The sequence below is a fragment of the Nocardioides sp. S5-5 genome (genome assembly GCF_054954065.1).
In genome coordinates, this window is record NZ_CP199913.1 from 241,816 (window position 1) to 257,164 (window position 15,349).

Below are 15,349 nucleotides of genomic sequence, written 5' to 3' on the forward strand. Positions count from 1 at the left end.
CTGCCCAGTTCAAATTTGAACTGGGAAGTGCAGGTTCGTCGACATCCCTTGAGAAACCTGCAGCCCTCAGACCCCCGCCAACTGCTTGTCCCCGTCGAGGTCGGCGCCGACGTGGACCGGTGCCGAGTCGCGCTCGAGGGACTCACCCTCGACGTCGACGTTGGGCAGGATCCGGTCGAGCCACTTCGGCAGCCACCAGGCCTTCTCGCCGAGCAGGTAGAGCACCGACGGGATGAGCACCATGCGTACGACGAAGGCGTCGAACACGATCGAGACGGCGAGCGCGAAGCCCATCGACTTCACGACGGCGGTGTCCTCGAGGATGAAGCCGGAGAACACGGCGATCATGATCGTCGCGGCGGCGGTGACCACTCGGGCGCTGTTGCGGAAGCCGTCGATGACCGCCTCGTGGGTGGGCAGGCCGTGGACGTGCGCCTCCCGCATCCGGGTGACCAGGAAGACCTGGTAGTCCATGGCGAGGCCGAACACCACGCCGATCAGGAAGATCGGCATGAAGCTCACGATCGGCTGGCCCTCGAACAGCCCCAGCGCGCCCTCCTGGAAGATCGCGACCGTCGCGCCCAGCGTGGCCAGCACCGAGAGCAGGAAGCCCAAGGTGGCGGTCAGCGGGATCAGGATGGAGCGGAACACGAGGACCAGGAGTACGAACGCCAGGCCGATGACGACCGCGAGGTAGATCGGCAGCGCGCCGTTGAGCCGGTCCGACACGTCGGTGGTGATGGCGGTGAGGCCGGTGACGCCGACGACGGTGTCGGTCTGGTCCTCGATCGCGCCCTGGCCGTCGCGCAACGCCTCCAGCAGGTCGAGCGTCTCCGGCTCGTCCGGGCCGGAGGACGGGACGATCTGGATCATCGCGCCGGTACCGGTCCCGACCGGGGCGCCGTCCGCGTCGCGCTCGGCGTTGGTGGCGACCAGGTCGGCGCTCTTGACGTCGTCCTGGCCCGCGGCCCACTCGACCACGCGGTCGAAGGCGGCCTGGCGCTGGTCGTCGTCGGTGACCTTGCGGCCGTCGACGACGACGAGCAGCGGACCCTCGCGACCGGGGCCGAACGCGTCGGTCATCAGGTCCGACGCCTTGCGCTGCGTGGTGTCGGTCGGGGAGGTGCTGTCGGTCGGGAACGCGAGGTACATCTGCGAGATCGGGGCGGCCAGCGCACCCAGCAGGATCACGACGCCGAGGGCCCAGGCGACCGGCGCCTTGGCGAGCAGTCGCGCCCAGCGCACGCCGTTGTTGTGGATCCGGCCGTACTCGTCGCGCTTGGGGTCGTACTTGCGTACCTGGCCGGCGAAGGACTTCGACTTGGTCAGGCCGAGCAGCGCGGGCAGCAGGGTGAGCGCGACCAGCACCGCGACGAACACGGTGGCGGCGGCGGCCAGGCCCATGGCGGTCAGGAACGGGATCCGTACGACGGCCAGCGCCGAGAGCGCGATGAGGACGGTGAGGCCGGCGAAGACGACCGCCGAGCCCGCCGTACCGACGGCGATGCCGGCTGCGTGGGCGCGGTCCTTCGTGTGGTGCAGCTCGGTGCGGTAGCGAGCCAGGATGAACAGCGTGTAGTCGATGCCGACGGCGAGGCCGATCATCGTGGCCAGCATCGGGGTGCTGGAGCCGATGTCCATCAGCGCCGTCATCGCGGTGATCCCGGTCATGCCGAGGCCGACGCCGAAGACCGCGTTGAGCAGCGGCATGCCGGCGGCCAGCAGCGAGCCGAAGGTGAGCACCAGGACGACGAGCGCGATGCCGAGACCGATCAGTTCGGACGAGCCGCCCGGCGGCTCCATCACGGCCATGCCGGGACCGTTGGCCTCGGCGATCAGGCCGGTCTCGGCCGTGGTGTCGGCGAGCAGGTCCTCGAGGTCGTCGATGGTGGTGGTCTTCAGGTCCGACGGTGAGTCGACGTCCCACTCGAAGGACATGGTGCCGATCCGGCCGTCGTCAGAGAGGGTGGAGAAGGCGGCCGGCATCCCCTCGGCGGCCGCGGCGGGCGCGACCAGGCCGGGGTTCTCGGTGCCGGTCTGGGGCAGCGTGGGTACGCCGTCGATCAGCTGCTGGATCGCGGTCTGGTACGTCGGCTCGGCCAGGGTGTGGCCCTGTGGAGCGGCGACGACGAGGTTGACCGACGCGTCGTCGAAGGCGTCGCCGGACTCGGGGAACAGCTCCTGCTGGATGTCGGCGGCCTTCTCCGAGGGGATGCCCGGGATGGAGAAGGCGTCGGTCATCGGCTTGGAGAAGGCGGCCGCGAGGCTGCCGAGGACGACGGCGACGAGCAGCCATCCGGCGATGAAGAACGGCCACCGCCGGTAGGCGGTCGAGCCGATGCGATAGAGCAGGCGGGCCATGTGGGGTCTCCTGATGGGATGGGCTGCGGCCGGGGTCTCCGGGGCAGGACTGGGGTGGGGAAGGGGTCAGGCGAGAGCGGTCCGCGCGTCGGCGACCGTTGCGTCGAAGTGCTCGGTGAAGGTCAGGGCGGGGTCGGCCGAGGTCCGGTCGAGGGCGTGGTCGAAGAAGGTGAGCAGCAGCTTCAGCAGCAGCCGCGCCTGCTGGGCCGGGAAGTCCTCGCCCTCGCGCTGCCGCACGCACTCGACCAGGCCGGTCGCGGCCTCCTCGAGCCGGTCGTGGACGAGGACGAGCAGCCGGTTGTCCTTGACGACCGCTTCGCGCAGCGAGGTGATGAGCTGCTCGTCGGTCCGGTCCCGGATGGCCTCGTGGGCGAGCGCCATCAGGTCCTCGAACAGCCGCCCGGTCGGCCCTCCGGCGACGAAGGCGTCGACTTTCGCCTGGTCGACCTCGATCCCCGGGCCGAGGACGACGTCGGCCTTGCCGTCGAAGTAGTTGAAGACGGTCCGGCGCGACACGTCGGCGGCCACGGCGAGGTCGTCGATGGTCCAGCCGTCGAAGCCCCGCTCCAGGGTCAGCCGCAGCCCGCACTCCTGAAGGCGCAGCGCGGTCTGGTGGCGCTTGGCCTCGCGGCGGTTGGGACTGCATAGGTTGGGCACGGAGTGCATCTTTGCACTAGTTCTCCATGTGGTGCAACTTTGTGACGACCGTCACGGCCCGCGGTGCCGCCGGCGGGATCGGCAAACCACGGTTTGGTGCAGGACCCGGCGGATACGATCCAGAGCCCGTCCCCCTTCCCCGGAGAACTCGTGACCGTCTTCCTCGTGCTCGGCGTCGCCGGGCTCGTCCTGCTCGCGTTGTCGCTGGTCGTCGGCGACCTCCTCGACGGTGCCCTCGACGCGCTCGAGGCCGACTGGATCTCCTCGGCCGTGGTCGGTGGCTTCGTGTCCGCCTTCGGCTTCGGTGGCGCGGCCAGCGACGGTGCCGGCCTCCCGCTCCCCGCCTCGCTCGTGATCGGCGCCGGCTGCGGCGTGGTCGTCGGCTGGTTCGCCTGGTGGCTGACCCGGGTGCTCAAGGACAGCCCGAGTGACGGCACCGTCTCGATCGGCGACAGCGTCGGCCTGGTCGCGAAGGTCGTCACCGACATCCCCGGTGACGGGTACGGCGTCGTGCGAGTCGTCGTCGGCGGCCACCCGATGCGCCTCAACGCCACCGCCCACCGGCCCATCGAGGCCGGCACCGAGGTCAACGTGACCGGTGTGCTCTCGCCCACCGCCGTCAGCGTCACCGAGATCTGGCAACCCTGAGCCTCCGCCCCACCCTCCGAAGAGAACGGAAGTCATCGCTGTGAACACCGAGGTCCTGGTGCCGATCGCCGGCATCGTCGTCCTGCTGATCCTCCTGGTGCTGCTGGTCACCAGCCGCTACAAGGTGGCCGGTCCCAACCAGGCCTTCATCATCACCGGCCGCAAGGGCAAGGCGGTGATCAACCCCGAGACCGGTGAGCTCACCACCGACCTGTCCGGCCAGAAGGTCGTGCTCGGCGGTGGCGTCTTCGTCGTCCCGTTCGTGCAGAAGCAGGCCACCATGGACCTGTCCAGCCGCCGGATCTCCGTGCAGATCCGCGGCGCCGTGTCCGGCCAGGGCATCAAGCTCAACCTCGACGGCGTCGCGATCGTCAAGGTCGGCGGCAATGCCGACCAGATCCGGCTCGCCGCGCAGCGCTTCCTCTCCCAGCAGCACGACATCGAGCCGTTCACCCAGGAGGTGCTCGCCGGCGCGCTGCGCTCCATCGTCGGCGGCCTGACCGTCGAGCAGATCATCCGCGACCGCGCCGCGTTCGCCCAGCGCGTCGCCGACGAGTCGGAGTCCTCGCTCACCGGTCAGGGCCTGATCCTCGACGCCTTCCAGATCCAGGACGTCACCGACGACGGCAGCTACCTCGCCGACCTCGGCCGCCCCGAGGCCGCCCGGGCCAGTCAGGCCGCGCGGATCGCGGAGGCCAACGCCCGTCAGGCCGCCGAGCAGGCTCAGATCGCCGCCGAGCAGGAGATCGCGGTCTCCCAGCGCACGCTCGCGCTCAAGCAGGCCGAGATCAAGGCCGAGACCGACGCCGCGGCCGCCCAGGCCGCCGCGTCCGGGCCGCTGGCCCAGGCCGAGCGTGACCAGGCGATCCTCTCCGAGCAGGAGAAGGTCGCGGTCCAGCAGGCCGCGCTGACCGAGCGCCAGCTCGAGACCCAGGTGCGCAAGCCGGCCGACGCCGAGCGGTACCGGGTCGAGCAGGAGGCCGAGGGGCGCCGCAACGCCGAGATCGCGGCGGCCGACGCCCGCAAGGCGGCCACCATCGCGGCCGCTCAGGCCAAGGCCGAGGAGACCACGCTCAGCGGTGAGGCCGAGAAGGGCCGGCGTGCCGCGCTGGCCGAGGCCGAGGCGATCGAGGGTGCCAAGCGTGGTGAGGCCGAGAAGGCCCGTCGTGTCGCGGAGGCCGAGGCTACCCGGGCCGAGGGTGAGGCGCAGGCCGCCGCCACCCTGGCCGTCGGCCAGGCCGAGGCTGAGGCGATGGACAAGCGCGCGGAGGCGTTCGCCCACTACAACGACGCCGCGGTGCTGCAGATGCTGATCGAGGTGCTCCCGCAGATCGCCAAGGAGGTCGCCTCGCCGATCGCCGCGATCGACCAGCTCACCATCTTGTCGACCGACGGCGCCGGCGCGCTGCCCAAGCAGGTCACCGACAACGTCACCCAGACCCTGCAGATGTTGAAGACCTCCACCGGCCTCGACCTGGAGGCGCTGATCAAGAAGTCCGTCGGCAACGCCACGGAGAGCGTCGTCCCGGCTGAGCTGGATGTCCGACCCGGCGCAGACTGACCGCCCAAACTCCGCCGACCCGGCGCAGACTGCTCAGATCTGCCCGCCGACCCGGCGCGAAGCGAACGTCGAATGGTGTTCGCTTCGCGCCGGGTCGGCGCAGTTCCGGGGCTAGTTCGCGCCGGGTCGCACCAGGCCGTGGTCGTACGCGTAGACGATCGCGGCGGGGCGGTCCCGCAGGCCGAGCTTGGTGAAGATCCGCCCGACGTGGCTCTTCACCGTGAGCTCGGAGATGACCAGCTCGGCGGCGATCTCGCCGTTGCTGCGGCCCACCGCCATGGCGCGCAGCACCTCGAGCTCGCGGGCGGTCAGCGGGTCCACGCCGCCGGGAGCGGGGCCGGCCGGTGCGGGGGCGAAGGTGCGGAAGCGCTCCAGCACCCGGCCGGTCACCGAGGGATCCAGCCAGCTGCCGCCCTCGGCGACGGTGCGTACGGCCCGGATCAGGTCGTCCGCGGAGGAGTCCTTCAGCAAGAACCCGGCGGCGCCGGCGCGCAGGGCTCCGGACAGCATCTCGTCGTCGTCGAAGGTGGTCAGCGCCAGCACCGGCGGGCCGTCGGCCGCGATGACCGCGCGGGTGGCGGTGATCCCGTCGACGGTGCGCATCCGCAGGTCCATGACCACGACGTCCACGCCGCCAGGGCCCAGGCGATCCAGGGTCGCCGGCACCTCGGCTCCGTCGGCGCACTCGGCGACGATCTCGAAGCCGTCGCGCCGGCGCAGGATCCGGCGCAGGCCGGAGCGCACCAGCTCCTGGTCGTCGACCAGGACCACCTTCACCACGGGCTCGGCCACGCTGTCTCCATCCTTCCGAGGGTCCGGCCGCAGGGCAGGTCGAAGCCGGGTCCGGGACGCCCGGCGCCCAGTCGTACGTCGACCACCCAGTCCCCGCCCGTCGGTCCGGCGTCGAGCCGGGCGTCGAGCTGGACGGCGCGGGCCTGCATCCCCGCCAGCCCGGAGCCGAGTCCGTCGGGGCGCGGCCGGCCGGCGGGCAGCGGGTTCGAGACCCGCAGTCGGGCACGCGCGCCGGTCACGGAGAGCCGGACCCGGACCGGGGCGGCGCCACCGGCGTGCTTGACGACGTTGGCCAGCGACTCCTGCGCGATCCGGTACAGGCCCAGCCCGGCGGCGTCCGGCAGCGACGAGGGGTCGCCCTGCTCGTCGTACTCCACCGCGAGGCCGGCATCGGCCATCTCCCTGACCAGCGCCGCGATGTCGGCGGCGCCGGGCAGGGCGTGGCGCTCGGAGCTGCCGTCGGCCATCGCGCTCACCGCGCGCCGGATGTCGGCCATGGCGCGCCGCCCGACCTGCTCGGCGTCGGCGAGCGCGGCGTCCACCTCGGCCACCGCCTCGGCGGTCTCCGCCGCCCCGGCGGCCGCGCCGACGTCGCGCAGCGCGCGCCGGGCGCCGGTGACCTGGAGCAGCGAGACGCTCAGCGAGTGCGCCACGAGGTCGTGGATCTCACGGGCGATCCGCTCGCGCTCGGCCGTGGTGGCCCGCTCCCAGGCCTGCTCCCGCGCCCGGCGCTCGGCGATGAGTGCGCGCATCTGCCACAGCAGCATGGCGCCGATGACGAAGCCCAGCAGCAGCTCGAAGGTGTAGAGCGGCGCGCCGGCCAGCCCCGGCCCGATCGCGGCCCCGACGAGCACGACCTGCCCGATCGCCGCCACCGCCAGGCCCTCGCGCAGGCCGTCGCGCGCGGTGATCTCGGCGGTGGCGAGGCAGAGCAGCACCGGCGCCAGGTCGAGTACGCCGTCGGCCGGGCGGGACAGCAGCAGCGCGGCGGCGACCACGCTGCCGGCGCTGTCGACCCACCACGGCAGCCAGCGGCGGGTGGTGAACTGGACCATCGGGGAGACCATCACCAGTGGCAGGCAGACCAGCAGCGGGTCGAGCGGCCAGAGCGCGTCGCGCAGCGCGAGGGCGACGACCACCGAGAGCACCTGGCCGAGGTGGGAGGCCAACGGCACCCACCAGGGGTAGAGGATCTGGTGCCGTTCGAGGTTCGCCTCGATCCCGGCGCGCAACCAGCGCAGCATGACCACCACCCTAGGCAGCCCGGCGAGTCCCGGTCATCCCGCCGCGGGAGGCCCGCCGACTCCTCCCCAGGTAGGACGCCAGGTGCCTGCCGTCGGCCGATGTCCGTGCCGGGCGGCGCCCGTAGGTTCGAGCCATGACCTGGACCGAGACCCACCGCCGCTGGCAGGCCCTGCGCGCCATCGAGCAGGAGCTCGGGACCGCCGAGCGCCCCGAGCTGCCCTGGAACGCCGACCTCGCCGCGATCTTCGGCGACCGCGACGGCCTGCGCGCCGCGCTGCGCTACCGCTGGCGCCTGGCCGTCAGCACCCAGCTCGACACCCACCTGCCCGAGCGGGTGCTCGAAGAGCAGCGCCGGGTCCTCACCGAGCGGGCCCGTGGCGTACTGGCCGTGCTGGACAACGGCACCGACGAGGAGTTGGGTACGACGCATGCGGTCGCTTAGGCCAGGTCTGGAAGCTCCCCGGCTGCTGCGCGACGATTCGCATCCGATCTGGCTGCGTTGGCGTCGCTCAAAGGGCGATCCAGCACGTCGTCGCTCCGCCGCCTTGCCAGATCGGCGCGAATCGCCGCTCGCGACGCCGCCGAGCTTCCAGGCCTGGCCTGATCTCGCTCGCGCGGTCGACCTCCCGCGCTCCTTCACCGCGTGGACCCTCGCCCACGGGCTGCAGCGCTCCCTGATCCAGCGCGGTGCCCGCAAGGGCGACCTGATCAGCCGGATGGTGATGGACCCCGGTCTGCGGGTGGACCCGTTCCCGGCGTACGAGGAGCTGCGCGGACGCGGCGTGATCAGTGCCAACGACCTGATCTCGGCGAGCGTCGACCACGCGGTGTGCAACGAGGTGCTCCGCAGCGACGCCTTCGGTACGGCGGGCGGCCAGGGCGAGCTCCCGAAGCCGCTGCGCTGGTTGCACCACAAGGTGATCGACCCCGACACGCTCGGCCCGGTGGACCCGCCGTCCATGCTGGCGGTCGACCCGCCGCTGCACACCCGGTACCGCAAGCAGGTCGCGCGCGCCTTCACCGCCCGCAAGGTCGGCCGGATGGGCGACCGGGTGAGCGAGGTGGCCGGCGTCCTGCTCGACGAGCTGGCCGGGGTCGAGGACTTCGACCTGATCGAGCGCTACGCCTCCCAGCTGCCGGTGACCGTGATCGCGGACCTGCTCGGCGTACCCGAGCACGATCGCGGCCGGCTCCTCGCGCTCGGCAACGAGGCCGCGGTGACCCTCGACCCGGGCCTGTCCTGGCGGCAGTTCCGCCGTGCGGAGGGCGCGCTGCGGGAGCTGCACACCTGGTTCCGCGGCCACGTCGAGCGGCTCCGGGCCGATCCCGGCGACGACCTGATCAGCCAGCTGATCCTGCTCGACGGCCCGGACCGGCTCGACCCGGTCGAGCTGCACCAGGTCGGCCTGCTGGTGCTCGCCGCCGGCTTCGAGACCACCGTCAACCTGATCGGCAACGCCGTCGCGATGCTCGACGGGCACCCCGACCAGCTGCGCTGGCTGCAGGAGAACCCCGACGGCTGGGGCAATGCGGTCGACGAGGTGCTCCGCCACCAGTCGCCGGTCCAGCTCACCTTGCGGATCGCGCTGCGGCGCACCGAGGTGGCGGGGAAGGTCTTCGAGCCGGGCCACGGGATCCTGCTCTACCTCGGCGGCGCGAACCGCGACCCCGCGGTGTTCGCGGACCCGGCCGCCTTCGACGTCGCCCGCGCCAACGCCGACCAGCACCTCGCCTTCTCGGCCGGCGTCCACTTCTGCCTCGGCGCCAGCCTGGCCCGGCTGGAGACCGCGGTCGCGCTGCGGGCGCTGTACGAGCGCCACCCCGACCTCCACGTCGCCGGCCGACCCGAGCGCCGCGGGACCCGGGTGCTGCGCGGGTACGAGCGGCTGCCGGTCAGCACGGCCGTACGGGTCTGAGACGGCCGCGACGAGAGCCGAGCTCCGGGCCGACCCGGCGCAAAGCAAACAAGTTCCACGGTTCGCTTTGCGCCGGGTCGGCGTCGTTCCAGGAGTCAGTCTGCGCCGGGTCGGGGAGCGGGCGCGGCGGTCCTTCTTCCTCGGGTCACTCGGGCATGGCCGAGAAGTGCTGGTGGTCGACCGGGTCGTGCCACCGGCCGCCCCAGTGCCAGCCGATCGCGTCGAACGCCGCCACCACCGGGTCGCCCTCGCGCAGCACGCCGGGACGCGCGGTGGCACGGTCGAGATAGGGGACCGAGCCGTCGTGGGTGGTGCGCCCATGCAGGACGTACGGGTTCTCCAGCGGGTCGAGGTCGATCGCCCGGCCGTAGGCGTGGTGTGACCAGGTGGTGCTCGACCCGGTCTTCGGGCGGCAGTTGAAGGCCGAGGTGTTGTCGGCCTCGATCGAGGCGAAGTCGTCGCCGTCGTACGCCTCGATCGGGCGCATCCGCCGGATCGGGAAGCCGAGGTCCCACAGCCGCTCGAACACTCGGCGGACGTCGGCGACCACGTCGCGATGCACCACCAGCCGTCCGGTACGGCGCCGGCCGGCGAAGTCGTGGAACGCCAGTCGGACCACGCGCAGGTCGGTGAGCGGGACCGGGCAGCCGGGACGCCAGGTCACCCCGCGCATCGCCGCCTGCTCGGTCGCGCTCAGGCGGCGGCTGTGGGAGGTGAAGCCGGCCGGGGCCGGAGAGCCCGTGGGGGCGGGGCTCGTGGTGGCGGGGCTCGTCGGGGCGGCGGTGGGCGCCGGGGCGACCGGGTCCGGCCGGGTGGTGGCCGGGTCCGCGGTGCAGCCCGCGACCGTGAGCCCGAGCGCCGCCAGAGCGAGCGCGACGCGCCTCAGCACGCGGGGACCGTCGGGTCGTCGCCCGTGGTGTCGGTGAGGTGGAGCATGGCGACCCAGGTGTCGTCGACGGTCCGGGCCCAGCGGTCCGAGCTGCGGCCCAGGCTCTGCGAGGAGATCTTCTGGCCGCGCTCCCAGCAGGTCACCTCATGCACGGTGCCGTCCGCCCAGCGCTCGCTGGCGCCGGCGTCGTCGCGGGCCTCGGCGTCGTCGGTCGACGGGCCGGTGCGGACCTGGAGGTAGCAGCTCCCATCGCCGCACGTGCCCTGCACCCGCACCGCGACGGTTGCCGGCTCCTCGGGCCGGGTGGTGGCGACCCCGCCGACCTCACCGGTGCCGGGGTCGGCCGGGGTGGTCACCGGCGAGGCCGCGTGGGTCGCGGTCCTCGCCCGAGGCTCCTCGCCCGCCGCCCACGGCCGCAGCACCGCCGCCGCCACGCCGATCGCGACCAGGGCCGCGACGCCCGCGGCGAGGGCGAGCCACGCGGTTCGGCGAGCCGGCGCGACCGGACGCTGCGGCAGTGGCGGCGTTGCCAGCGGGAGCGAGGTCGCCGGAGGCGCCGGCGCCGGAGGCGCGGGGACGTCGGGTTCCGCGGGCCGGACCGCGAGCCGGCGTACGTCCATCGGCACGGCGGCCAGCACGTGGTCGAGCGCCACCCGCATCGCGTCGACCGTGGCGAACCGCTCGGCGGGGTCCTTGGCCATCGCCTGGATCAGCACCCCGTTGAGGTCCTCGACCCATGGCGCGTCGGCCGCGAGCTGGCGCACCGGCGCCGCGACGTGCTCGCGGGCGAGGGCGAACTGCGTCCCGGCGTACGGCGGCGCCCCGGTCAGCATCGTCCAGAGCAGGCAGCCGAGGGCGTAGACGTCGGTGGTGCGGGCCGCGGGGGCGCCGGCGAACCGCTCGGGGGCGAGATAGGGGAAGGTGCCGATCACCGCGCCGGTCGCCGTCAGCCCCTGGTCGGGCTCGGTGTCGCGGGCGATCCCGAAGTCGCACAGGTACGCGAAGGGGGCGTCCGGCGAGCCGGTGACGAGCACGTTGCTGGGCTTGATGTCGCGGTGCAGGACGCCGGCGCGGTGGGCGTCGGCGACGCCCGAGGTGATCTGGACGGCCAGCGCGAGCGCGGTGCCGACCGGCAGCGGCCCGCCCTCGAGCCGGTGGGCCAGGTCGGCGCCGGTGACCAGCTGGGTGGCGATGAACAGCGAGCCGTCGACCTCGCCGTGGTCGAGCACCTGGATGATGTGGGGGCTGTCGAGGCGGACCAGGGTCTCGGTCTCGTGCAGGAAGCGGGTGCGGTACTCGTCGTTGCCGGCCAGCTCGGGGGCGACCACCTTGAGCGCGACCCGGCGCCCGATCCGGGTGTGGGTGGCGCCGTAGACCACGCCCATGCCGCCGCGGCCGAGGACGCCGTCGACCAGGTAGTCGCCGAAGGTCTCGCCCTCGCGCGGGTAGCCCGTCATCACGACCACCTCCTGCCCGTTCGTCCGGAGCCCATTCTCGCGCGTCGGCGGTGTGACGGCGGGCACTTTACAGAACCGCCACACTTGTCAAAACACTTGACAAGTCATACCGTTCTGTCAAACGGCAGTGCTGCCGCAGTGCGAGGAGGCCAGACGATGACCGGACCGACCGTCGGTGCGACCGTTCCCGTGGGATCCACGGAGCAGTGGAAGGACAAGAAGCGCTACCTGTGGCTGTGGGGACTGATGGTCCCCGGCTTCGGCGTGCTGTTCGCGCTGGCCTACATCGCGACGGGCGGCTGGTGGGGCTTCACCCTGGTCGCGCCGTTCCTGGTCAACTTCATGATCCCGCTCATGGACCTGCTGATGGGCACCGACCAGAGCAACCCGCCGGACGAGGTCATCGAGGAGCTCGAGAACGACCGCTACTACCGGTGGGTGGTCTTCGCCTACGTGCCGATGATGTTCGCGCTCGTCTTCGCGGGCTACTACATCATCGGCGAGGGCAACCCGGTCGCCTGGGTGCTCAACCACGTCGGTCTCGGTGACTGGGGCGATGCTCACCTGAGCGCCAACCTGATGGCCGACCACCTCGAGCTGCCGTGGTGGGAGAAGGCGCTGTGGGCGCTGTCGATCGCCGGCGTCGTCGGCATCGGCATCAACACCGCCCACGAGCTCGGCCACAAGAAGGAGTCGCACGAGCGCTGGCTCGCCAAGATCACCCTCGCGCCGACCTTCTACGGCCACTTCTACATCGAGCACAACCGCGGCCACCACGTCCGCGTGGCCACGCCGGAGGACCCGGCGTCGTCCCGCCTCGGCGAGAGCCTGTACCGCTTCTGGCCGCGCACCGTCTGGGGCTCGCTGAAGAGCTCGTGGGAGGTCGAGGCCAAGCGCTACCGTCGCAAGGGCACGCACCCCTTCCACGTCGGCAACGACGTGCTCAACGCCTGGGCCATGTCCGTCGCCCTGTGGGCCGCCGTGATCGCGCTCAACGGCTGGGAGGTCGCGATCTACATCCCGATCACGGTCGTCTTCGGCTTCTCGCTCCTCGAGGTCGTCAACTACCTCGAGCACTACGGCCTCAAGCGCCAGCGGGTCGGCGAGAAGCAGCGCTACGAGCGGGTGCTGCCGATGCACAGCTGGAACAGCAACAACATCGTGACCAACATCTTCCTCTACCACCTGCAGCGCCACAGCGACCACCACGCCAATCCCACCCGGCGCTACCAGGCGCTGCGCGACTTCAAGGAGTCCCCGGCCCTGCCGACCGGCTACGCCGGCATGATCAACCTCGCGCTGATCCCGCCGCTGTGGCGCAAGGTGATGGACCACCGGGTGGTCGAGCACCTCGACGGCGATGTCACCCTGGCCAACATCGCGCCCGGCAAGGAGGCGAAGTACCTCGCCAAGTTCCCGCCGCCGCAGCAGCACGCCATCAAGACCGAGGACCTGTTCGCCCAGAAGTTCGTCGGTGAGGTGCTCGCCGCGAAGTGCCCCGGCTGCTCCTACGTCTACGAGGTCGCGGCGGGCGACGAGCACGAGGGCTTCGCGGCCGGCACCGCCTGGGCCGACATCCCGGACGACTGGTGCTGCCCCGACTGCGGGGTCCGCGAGAAGATCGACTTCGTCCCGTTCGACCCCGAGAAGGTGCAGGCATGAAGATCGTCGCGGATCTGGACAAGTGCGAGGGCCTCGGCATGTGCGAGGCCATGGCCAACGACTACTTCGAGGTGGACGAGGACGAGGACAAGGTCACCGTCCTCGACGACGCCCCGCCGGAGGGCGACCGGGCACACGTGTACGCCGCCGTGCAGGCGTGCCCCGTGCTCGCTCTCGCCCTCGAGGGCTGATGTCCCTCCTCGCCGACCGGACCCGGGCCCTGGTCGACCGGGTGGCTACCCTCACAGGGGTGGCCACCTCGACCCTCCGCGACCGTCTGCTCGAGGCGGCCGTCGAGCTCACCACCGGCTCGGGGTGGGCGAAGGTGACCATGGCCCGGCTGGCCGACGAGGTGGGGGTGAGCCGGCAGACGGTCTACAACGAGATCGGCACCAAGAACGACCTCGCCGAGGCGATGGTGCTGCGCGAGCTGGACCGCTTCCTCGCCGGGGTGACCCGCTCCTTCGACGAGAACCCCGACGACCTGGTCGCCGCGATCCGCGACTCGGCGCGCCGGGTGCTCAAGTACGCCGAGGACAACGCGCTGCTCCACGCCGTCGTGTCCGCGACCCACGGCGCGGACACCGAGCTGCTGCCGCTGCTGACCACACACTCGGAGTACCTGCTCGAGGGCGCCAAGATCGTGGTCGCCGATCGGGTGACGGCCTACGACGTCGACCTCCCGGCCGACCGCCTCGCCGCCAGCATCGACATGGTCGTGCGGCTGGTCCTCAGTCACGTCATGCAGCCCTCGGCCGATCCCGCCCGCACGGCCGACGACATCGCGTGGATCGCCGAACGCGTCCTTCGCTGAGGAGCCACGTACTACCCTCGCCTCGGGAGATGCCGGGAGGACCCGGCGGAGGGAAGGGGTTCATGGGGTTGGTGCGACGCGCCCTGGGGCTCGAGAGTCAGGTCCCTCGGGGCCGGCCGGCGGTCGGGCTCGCGGCCGGTGCTGCCCTCCTCGCGCTCACCGCCTGCGGTGGCACCCAGAAGGGCGCGGAGAAGGAGCCGACGGCCGACCCGAGCGAGGCCGCGGCCAGCGCCACCACCCCCACCGCGACGACCGCGGTGGCCGACCCGGCGCACGCCGTACCGCTGCCGGGGCCGTTCGACGGCAAGCAGTACGGCGACGACCTGCTCCTCGTCTCGCGCGACACGCTCTCCGACGACGACCTCGCCACGATCATCGGCGTGACGGTGCGGGGCAAGCCGGGCGTCGCGGCCTCCACGCAGCTGTCCTACGGCCAGTTCTCGGTGGAGAACAAGCTCTTCAACATCGCGGCCGTCGACCCGGGCGAGTACCGCCGCTTCACAGGGAACGACTCGGCCACCTTCCAGGAGCAGTGGGACCGGATCGCCGGCGGCGAGGTCGCGATCCCCAAGGCGCTGGAGCAGGAGCTGGTCCCCGACAGCTTGGGCTATCTCGCGGTCGACGAGGAGAAGATCCACATCGGCGCGCTGTTCCCGGGTGGGGTCGACGGGGTCGACGCGGTCGTCAACGCCGCGTGGGGAGACGCGCTCGGGCTGCCCGAGGACAACGCCGTGCTGATCAACACCGGCCTCTCCTCGCCGCAGGTCGTGCGCAAGAAGATCGAGAGGGCCTTCGGCAAGGAGCGGTTCTCGATCAGCGCCCTCGACATCGTGGCCCAGAGCGGCATCGACCCCGGCACCTACCAGCAGGCGATCCCGGTCGGCGCGTTCAGCGACGCGGTCGGCGTCTTCCGCTACACGCCCGTCGGTGGTGGCCGGATCGCGCCCGACCCGGCCTGGGTGAAGGCCCATATCGTCACCGAGGCGGTCCCGATCCTCGGGTCGGTCACCTGCAACCGGTTCATGATGCCGCAGCTCAAGGCAGCGCTCGCCGAGGTCCAGACCACCGGACTGGCCGACAAGATCCACGCGGGCGAGTACGCCGGCTGCTACTACCCGCGCTTCATCGCCGGCTCCACCCAGCTGTCCAACCACTCGTTCGGGCTGGCGCTCGACCTCAACGTGCCGGGCAACCAGCGCGGCACCGTCGGCCAGATGGACAGGGGCGTCGTGGCGATCTTCAAGAAGTGGGGCTTCGCCTGGGGTGGCGACTGGGCCTACACCGATCCGATGCACTTCGAGCTCGCGAGGATCGTCAACCCGGGGTAGGCGGCGCCGGTCGGTCGGC

The 15,349-nt window shown here is 72.0% G+C and carries 14 protein-coding genes; 8 read left to right on the forward strand and 6 right to left on the reverse strand.

What is annotated here, in order from left to right; all coding sequences use genetic code 11:
- Nucleotides 1–66 precede the first annotated feature (66 nt).
- Together ACUP6Y_RS01080 and ACUP6Y_RS01085 are read right to left on the reverse strand one after the other, a co-directional pair.
- The gene (locus ACUP6Y_RS01080) at nucleotides 67–2,361 is read right to left on the reverse strand and encodes an MMPL family transporter (RefSeq protein ID WP_462553751.1); all 2,295 of its coding nucleotides are present in this window, start codon (nucleotides 2,359–2,361) and stop codon (nucleotides 67–69) included.
- 66 nt (nucleotides 2,362–2,427) lie between these two features.
- Nucleotides 2,428–3,027, reverse strand: coding sequence for a TetR/AcrR family transcriptional regulator (locus ACUP6Y_RS01085; RefSeq protein WP_462553752.1), 600 nt, complete (start codon nucleotides 3,025–3,027; stop codon nucleotides 2,428–2,430).
- Between the two features lie 141 nt (nucleotides 3,028–3,168).
- Between ACUP6Y_RS01085 and ACUP6Y_RS01090 the strand changes: the two genes are divergently transcribed.
- Nucleotides 3,169–3,666 carry a hypothetical protein gene (locus ACUP6Y_RS01090; protein WP_462553753.1) on the forward strand — a complete coding sequence of 166 codons (498 nt, stop codon included), beginning with the start codon at nucleotides 3,169–3,171 and terminating at the stop codon, nucleotides 3,664–3,666.
- 40 nt (nucleotides 3,667–3,706) lie between these two features.
- The gene (locus ACUP6Y_RS01095) at nucleotides 3,707–5,227 is read left to right on the forward strand and encodes a flotillin family protein (protein ID WP_462553754.1); all 1,521 of its coding nucleotides are present in this window, start codon (nucleotides 3,707–3,709) and stop codon (nucleotides 5,225–5,227) included.
- A gap of 111 nt (nucleotides 5,228–5,338) precedes the next feature.
- Here ACUP6Y_RS01095 and ACUP6Y_RS01100 read toward each other — a convergent pair whose 3' ends face one another.
- Together ACUP6Y_RS01100 and ACUP6Y_RS01105 are read right to left on the reverse strand one after the other, a co-directional pair.
- Nucleotides 5,339–6,019: a response regulator transcription factor gene (locus tag ACUP6Y_RS01100; RefSeq protein ID WP_462553755.1), complete on the reverse strand. Its 681-nt coding sequence runs from the start codon at nucleotides 6,017–6,019 to the stop codon at nucleotides 5,339–5,341.
- Nucleotides 6,001–7,263 (reverse strand): sensor histidine kinase, encoded by a 1,263-nt coding sequence (locus ACUP6Y_RS01105; RefSeq protein WP_462553756.1) that lies wholly within the window; start codon nucleotides 7,261–7,263, stop codon nucleotides 6,001–6,003. Before ACUP6Y_RS01105 ends, ACUP6Y_RS01100 begins: the two co-directional genes overlap by 19 nt.
- Nucleotides 7,264–7,397: 134 nt before the next feature.
- On the opposite strand from ACUP6Y_RS01105, the gene ACUP6Y_RS01110 reads away from it, so the two are divergent.
- Nucleotides 7,398–7,706, forward strand: coding sequence for a hypothetical protein (locus ACUP6Y_RS01110; protein WP_462553757.1), 309 nt, complete (start codon nucleotides 7,398–7,400; stop codon nucleotides 7,704–7,706).
- Nucleotides 7,707–7,809: 103 nt separating this feature from the next.
- Nucleotides 7,810–9,180, forward strand: a complete 1,371-nt coding sequence (locus ACUP6Y_RS01115; RefSeq protein ID WP_462553758.1) for a cytochrome P450 — start codon at nucleotides 7,810–7,812, stop codon at nucleotides 9,178–9,180.
- Nucleotides 9,181–9,325: 145 nt separating this feature from the next.
- Here ACUP6Y_RS01115 and ACUP6Y_RS01120 read toward each other — a convergent pair whose 3' ends face one another.
- Both ACUP6Y_RS01120 and ACUP6Y_RS01125 read right to left on the reverse strand, forming a co-directional pair.
- On the reverse strand, nucleotides 9,326–10,069 hold the full coding sequence (locus tag ACUP6Y_RS01120; RefSeq protein WP_462553759.1) for a M15 family metallopeptidase: 744 nt from the start codon (nucleotides 10,067–10,069) through the stop codon (nucleotides 9,326–9,328).
- Nucleotides 10,063–11,526 carry a serine/threonine-protein kinase gene (locus ACUP6Y_RS01125; RefSeq protein ID WP_462553760.1) on the reverse strand — a complete coding sequence of 488 codons (1,464 nt, stop codon included), beginning with the start codon at nucleotides 11,524–11,526 and terminating at the stop codon, nucleotides 10,063–10,065. Before ACUP6Y_RS01125 ends, ACUP6Y_RS01120 begins: the two co-directional genes overlap by 7 nt.
- Before the next feature lie 156 nt (nucleotides 11,527–11,682).
- Here ACUP6Y_RS01125 and ACUP6Y_RS01130 point away from each other — a divergent pair, with 156 nt between their 5' ends.
- The 4 genes from ACUP6Y_RS01130 to ACUP6Y_RS01145 all read left to right on the forward strand — a co-directional run bounded on the left by ACUP6Y_RS01130 (nucleotide 11,683) and on the right by ACUP6Y_RS01145 (nucleotide 15,330).
- A complete protein-coding gene (locus tag ACUP6Y_RS01130; RefSeq protein WP_462553761.1) occupies nucleotides 11,683–13,188 on the forward strand; it encodes a fatty acid desaturase in 1,506 nt (501 codons plus the stop codon).
- The gene (locus tag ACUP6Y_RS01135) at nucleotides 13,185–13,379 is read left to right on the forward strand and encodes a ferredoxin (RefSeq protein WP_462553762.1); all 195 of its coding nucleotides are present in this window, start codon (nucleotides 13,185–13,187) and stop codon (nucleotides 13,377–13,379) included. The genes ACUP6Y_RS01130 and ACUP6Y_RS01135 overlap by 4 nt, the downstream gene beginning before the upstream one ends.
- Before the next feature lie 59 nt (nucleotides 13,380–13,438).
- Nucleotides 13,439–14,002, forward strand: coding sequence for a TetR family transcriptional regulator (locus ACUP6Y_RS01140; protein WP_462553763.1), 564 nt, complete (start codon nucleotides 13,439–13,441; stop codon nucleotides 14,000–14,002).
- A 62-nt stretch (nucleotides 14,003–14,064) separates the two neighbouring features.
- Nucleotides 14,065–15,330, forward strand: a complete 1,266-nt coding sequence (locus ACUP6Y_RS01145) for a M15 family metallopeptidase (RefSeq protein ID WP_462553764.1) — start codon at nucleotides 14,065–14,067, stop codon at nucleotides 15,328–15,330.
- The last annotated feature ends 19 nt before the right edge of the window (nucleotides 15,331–15,349 follow it).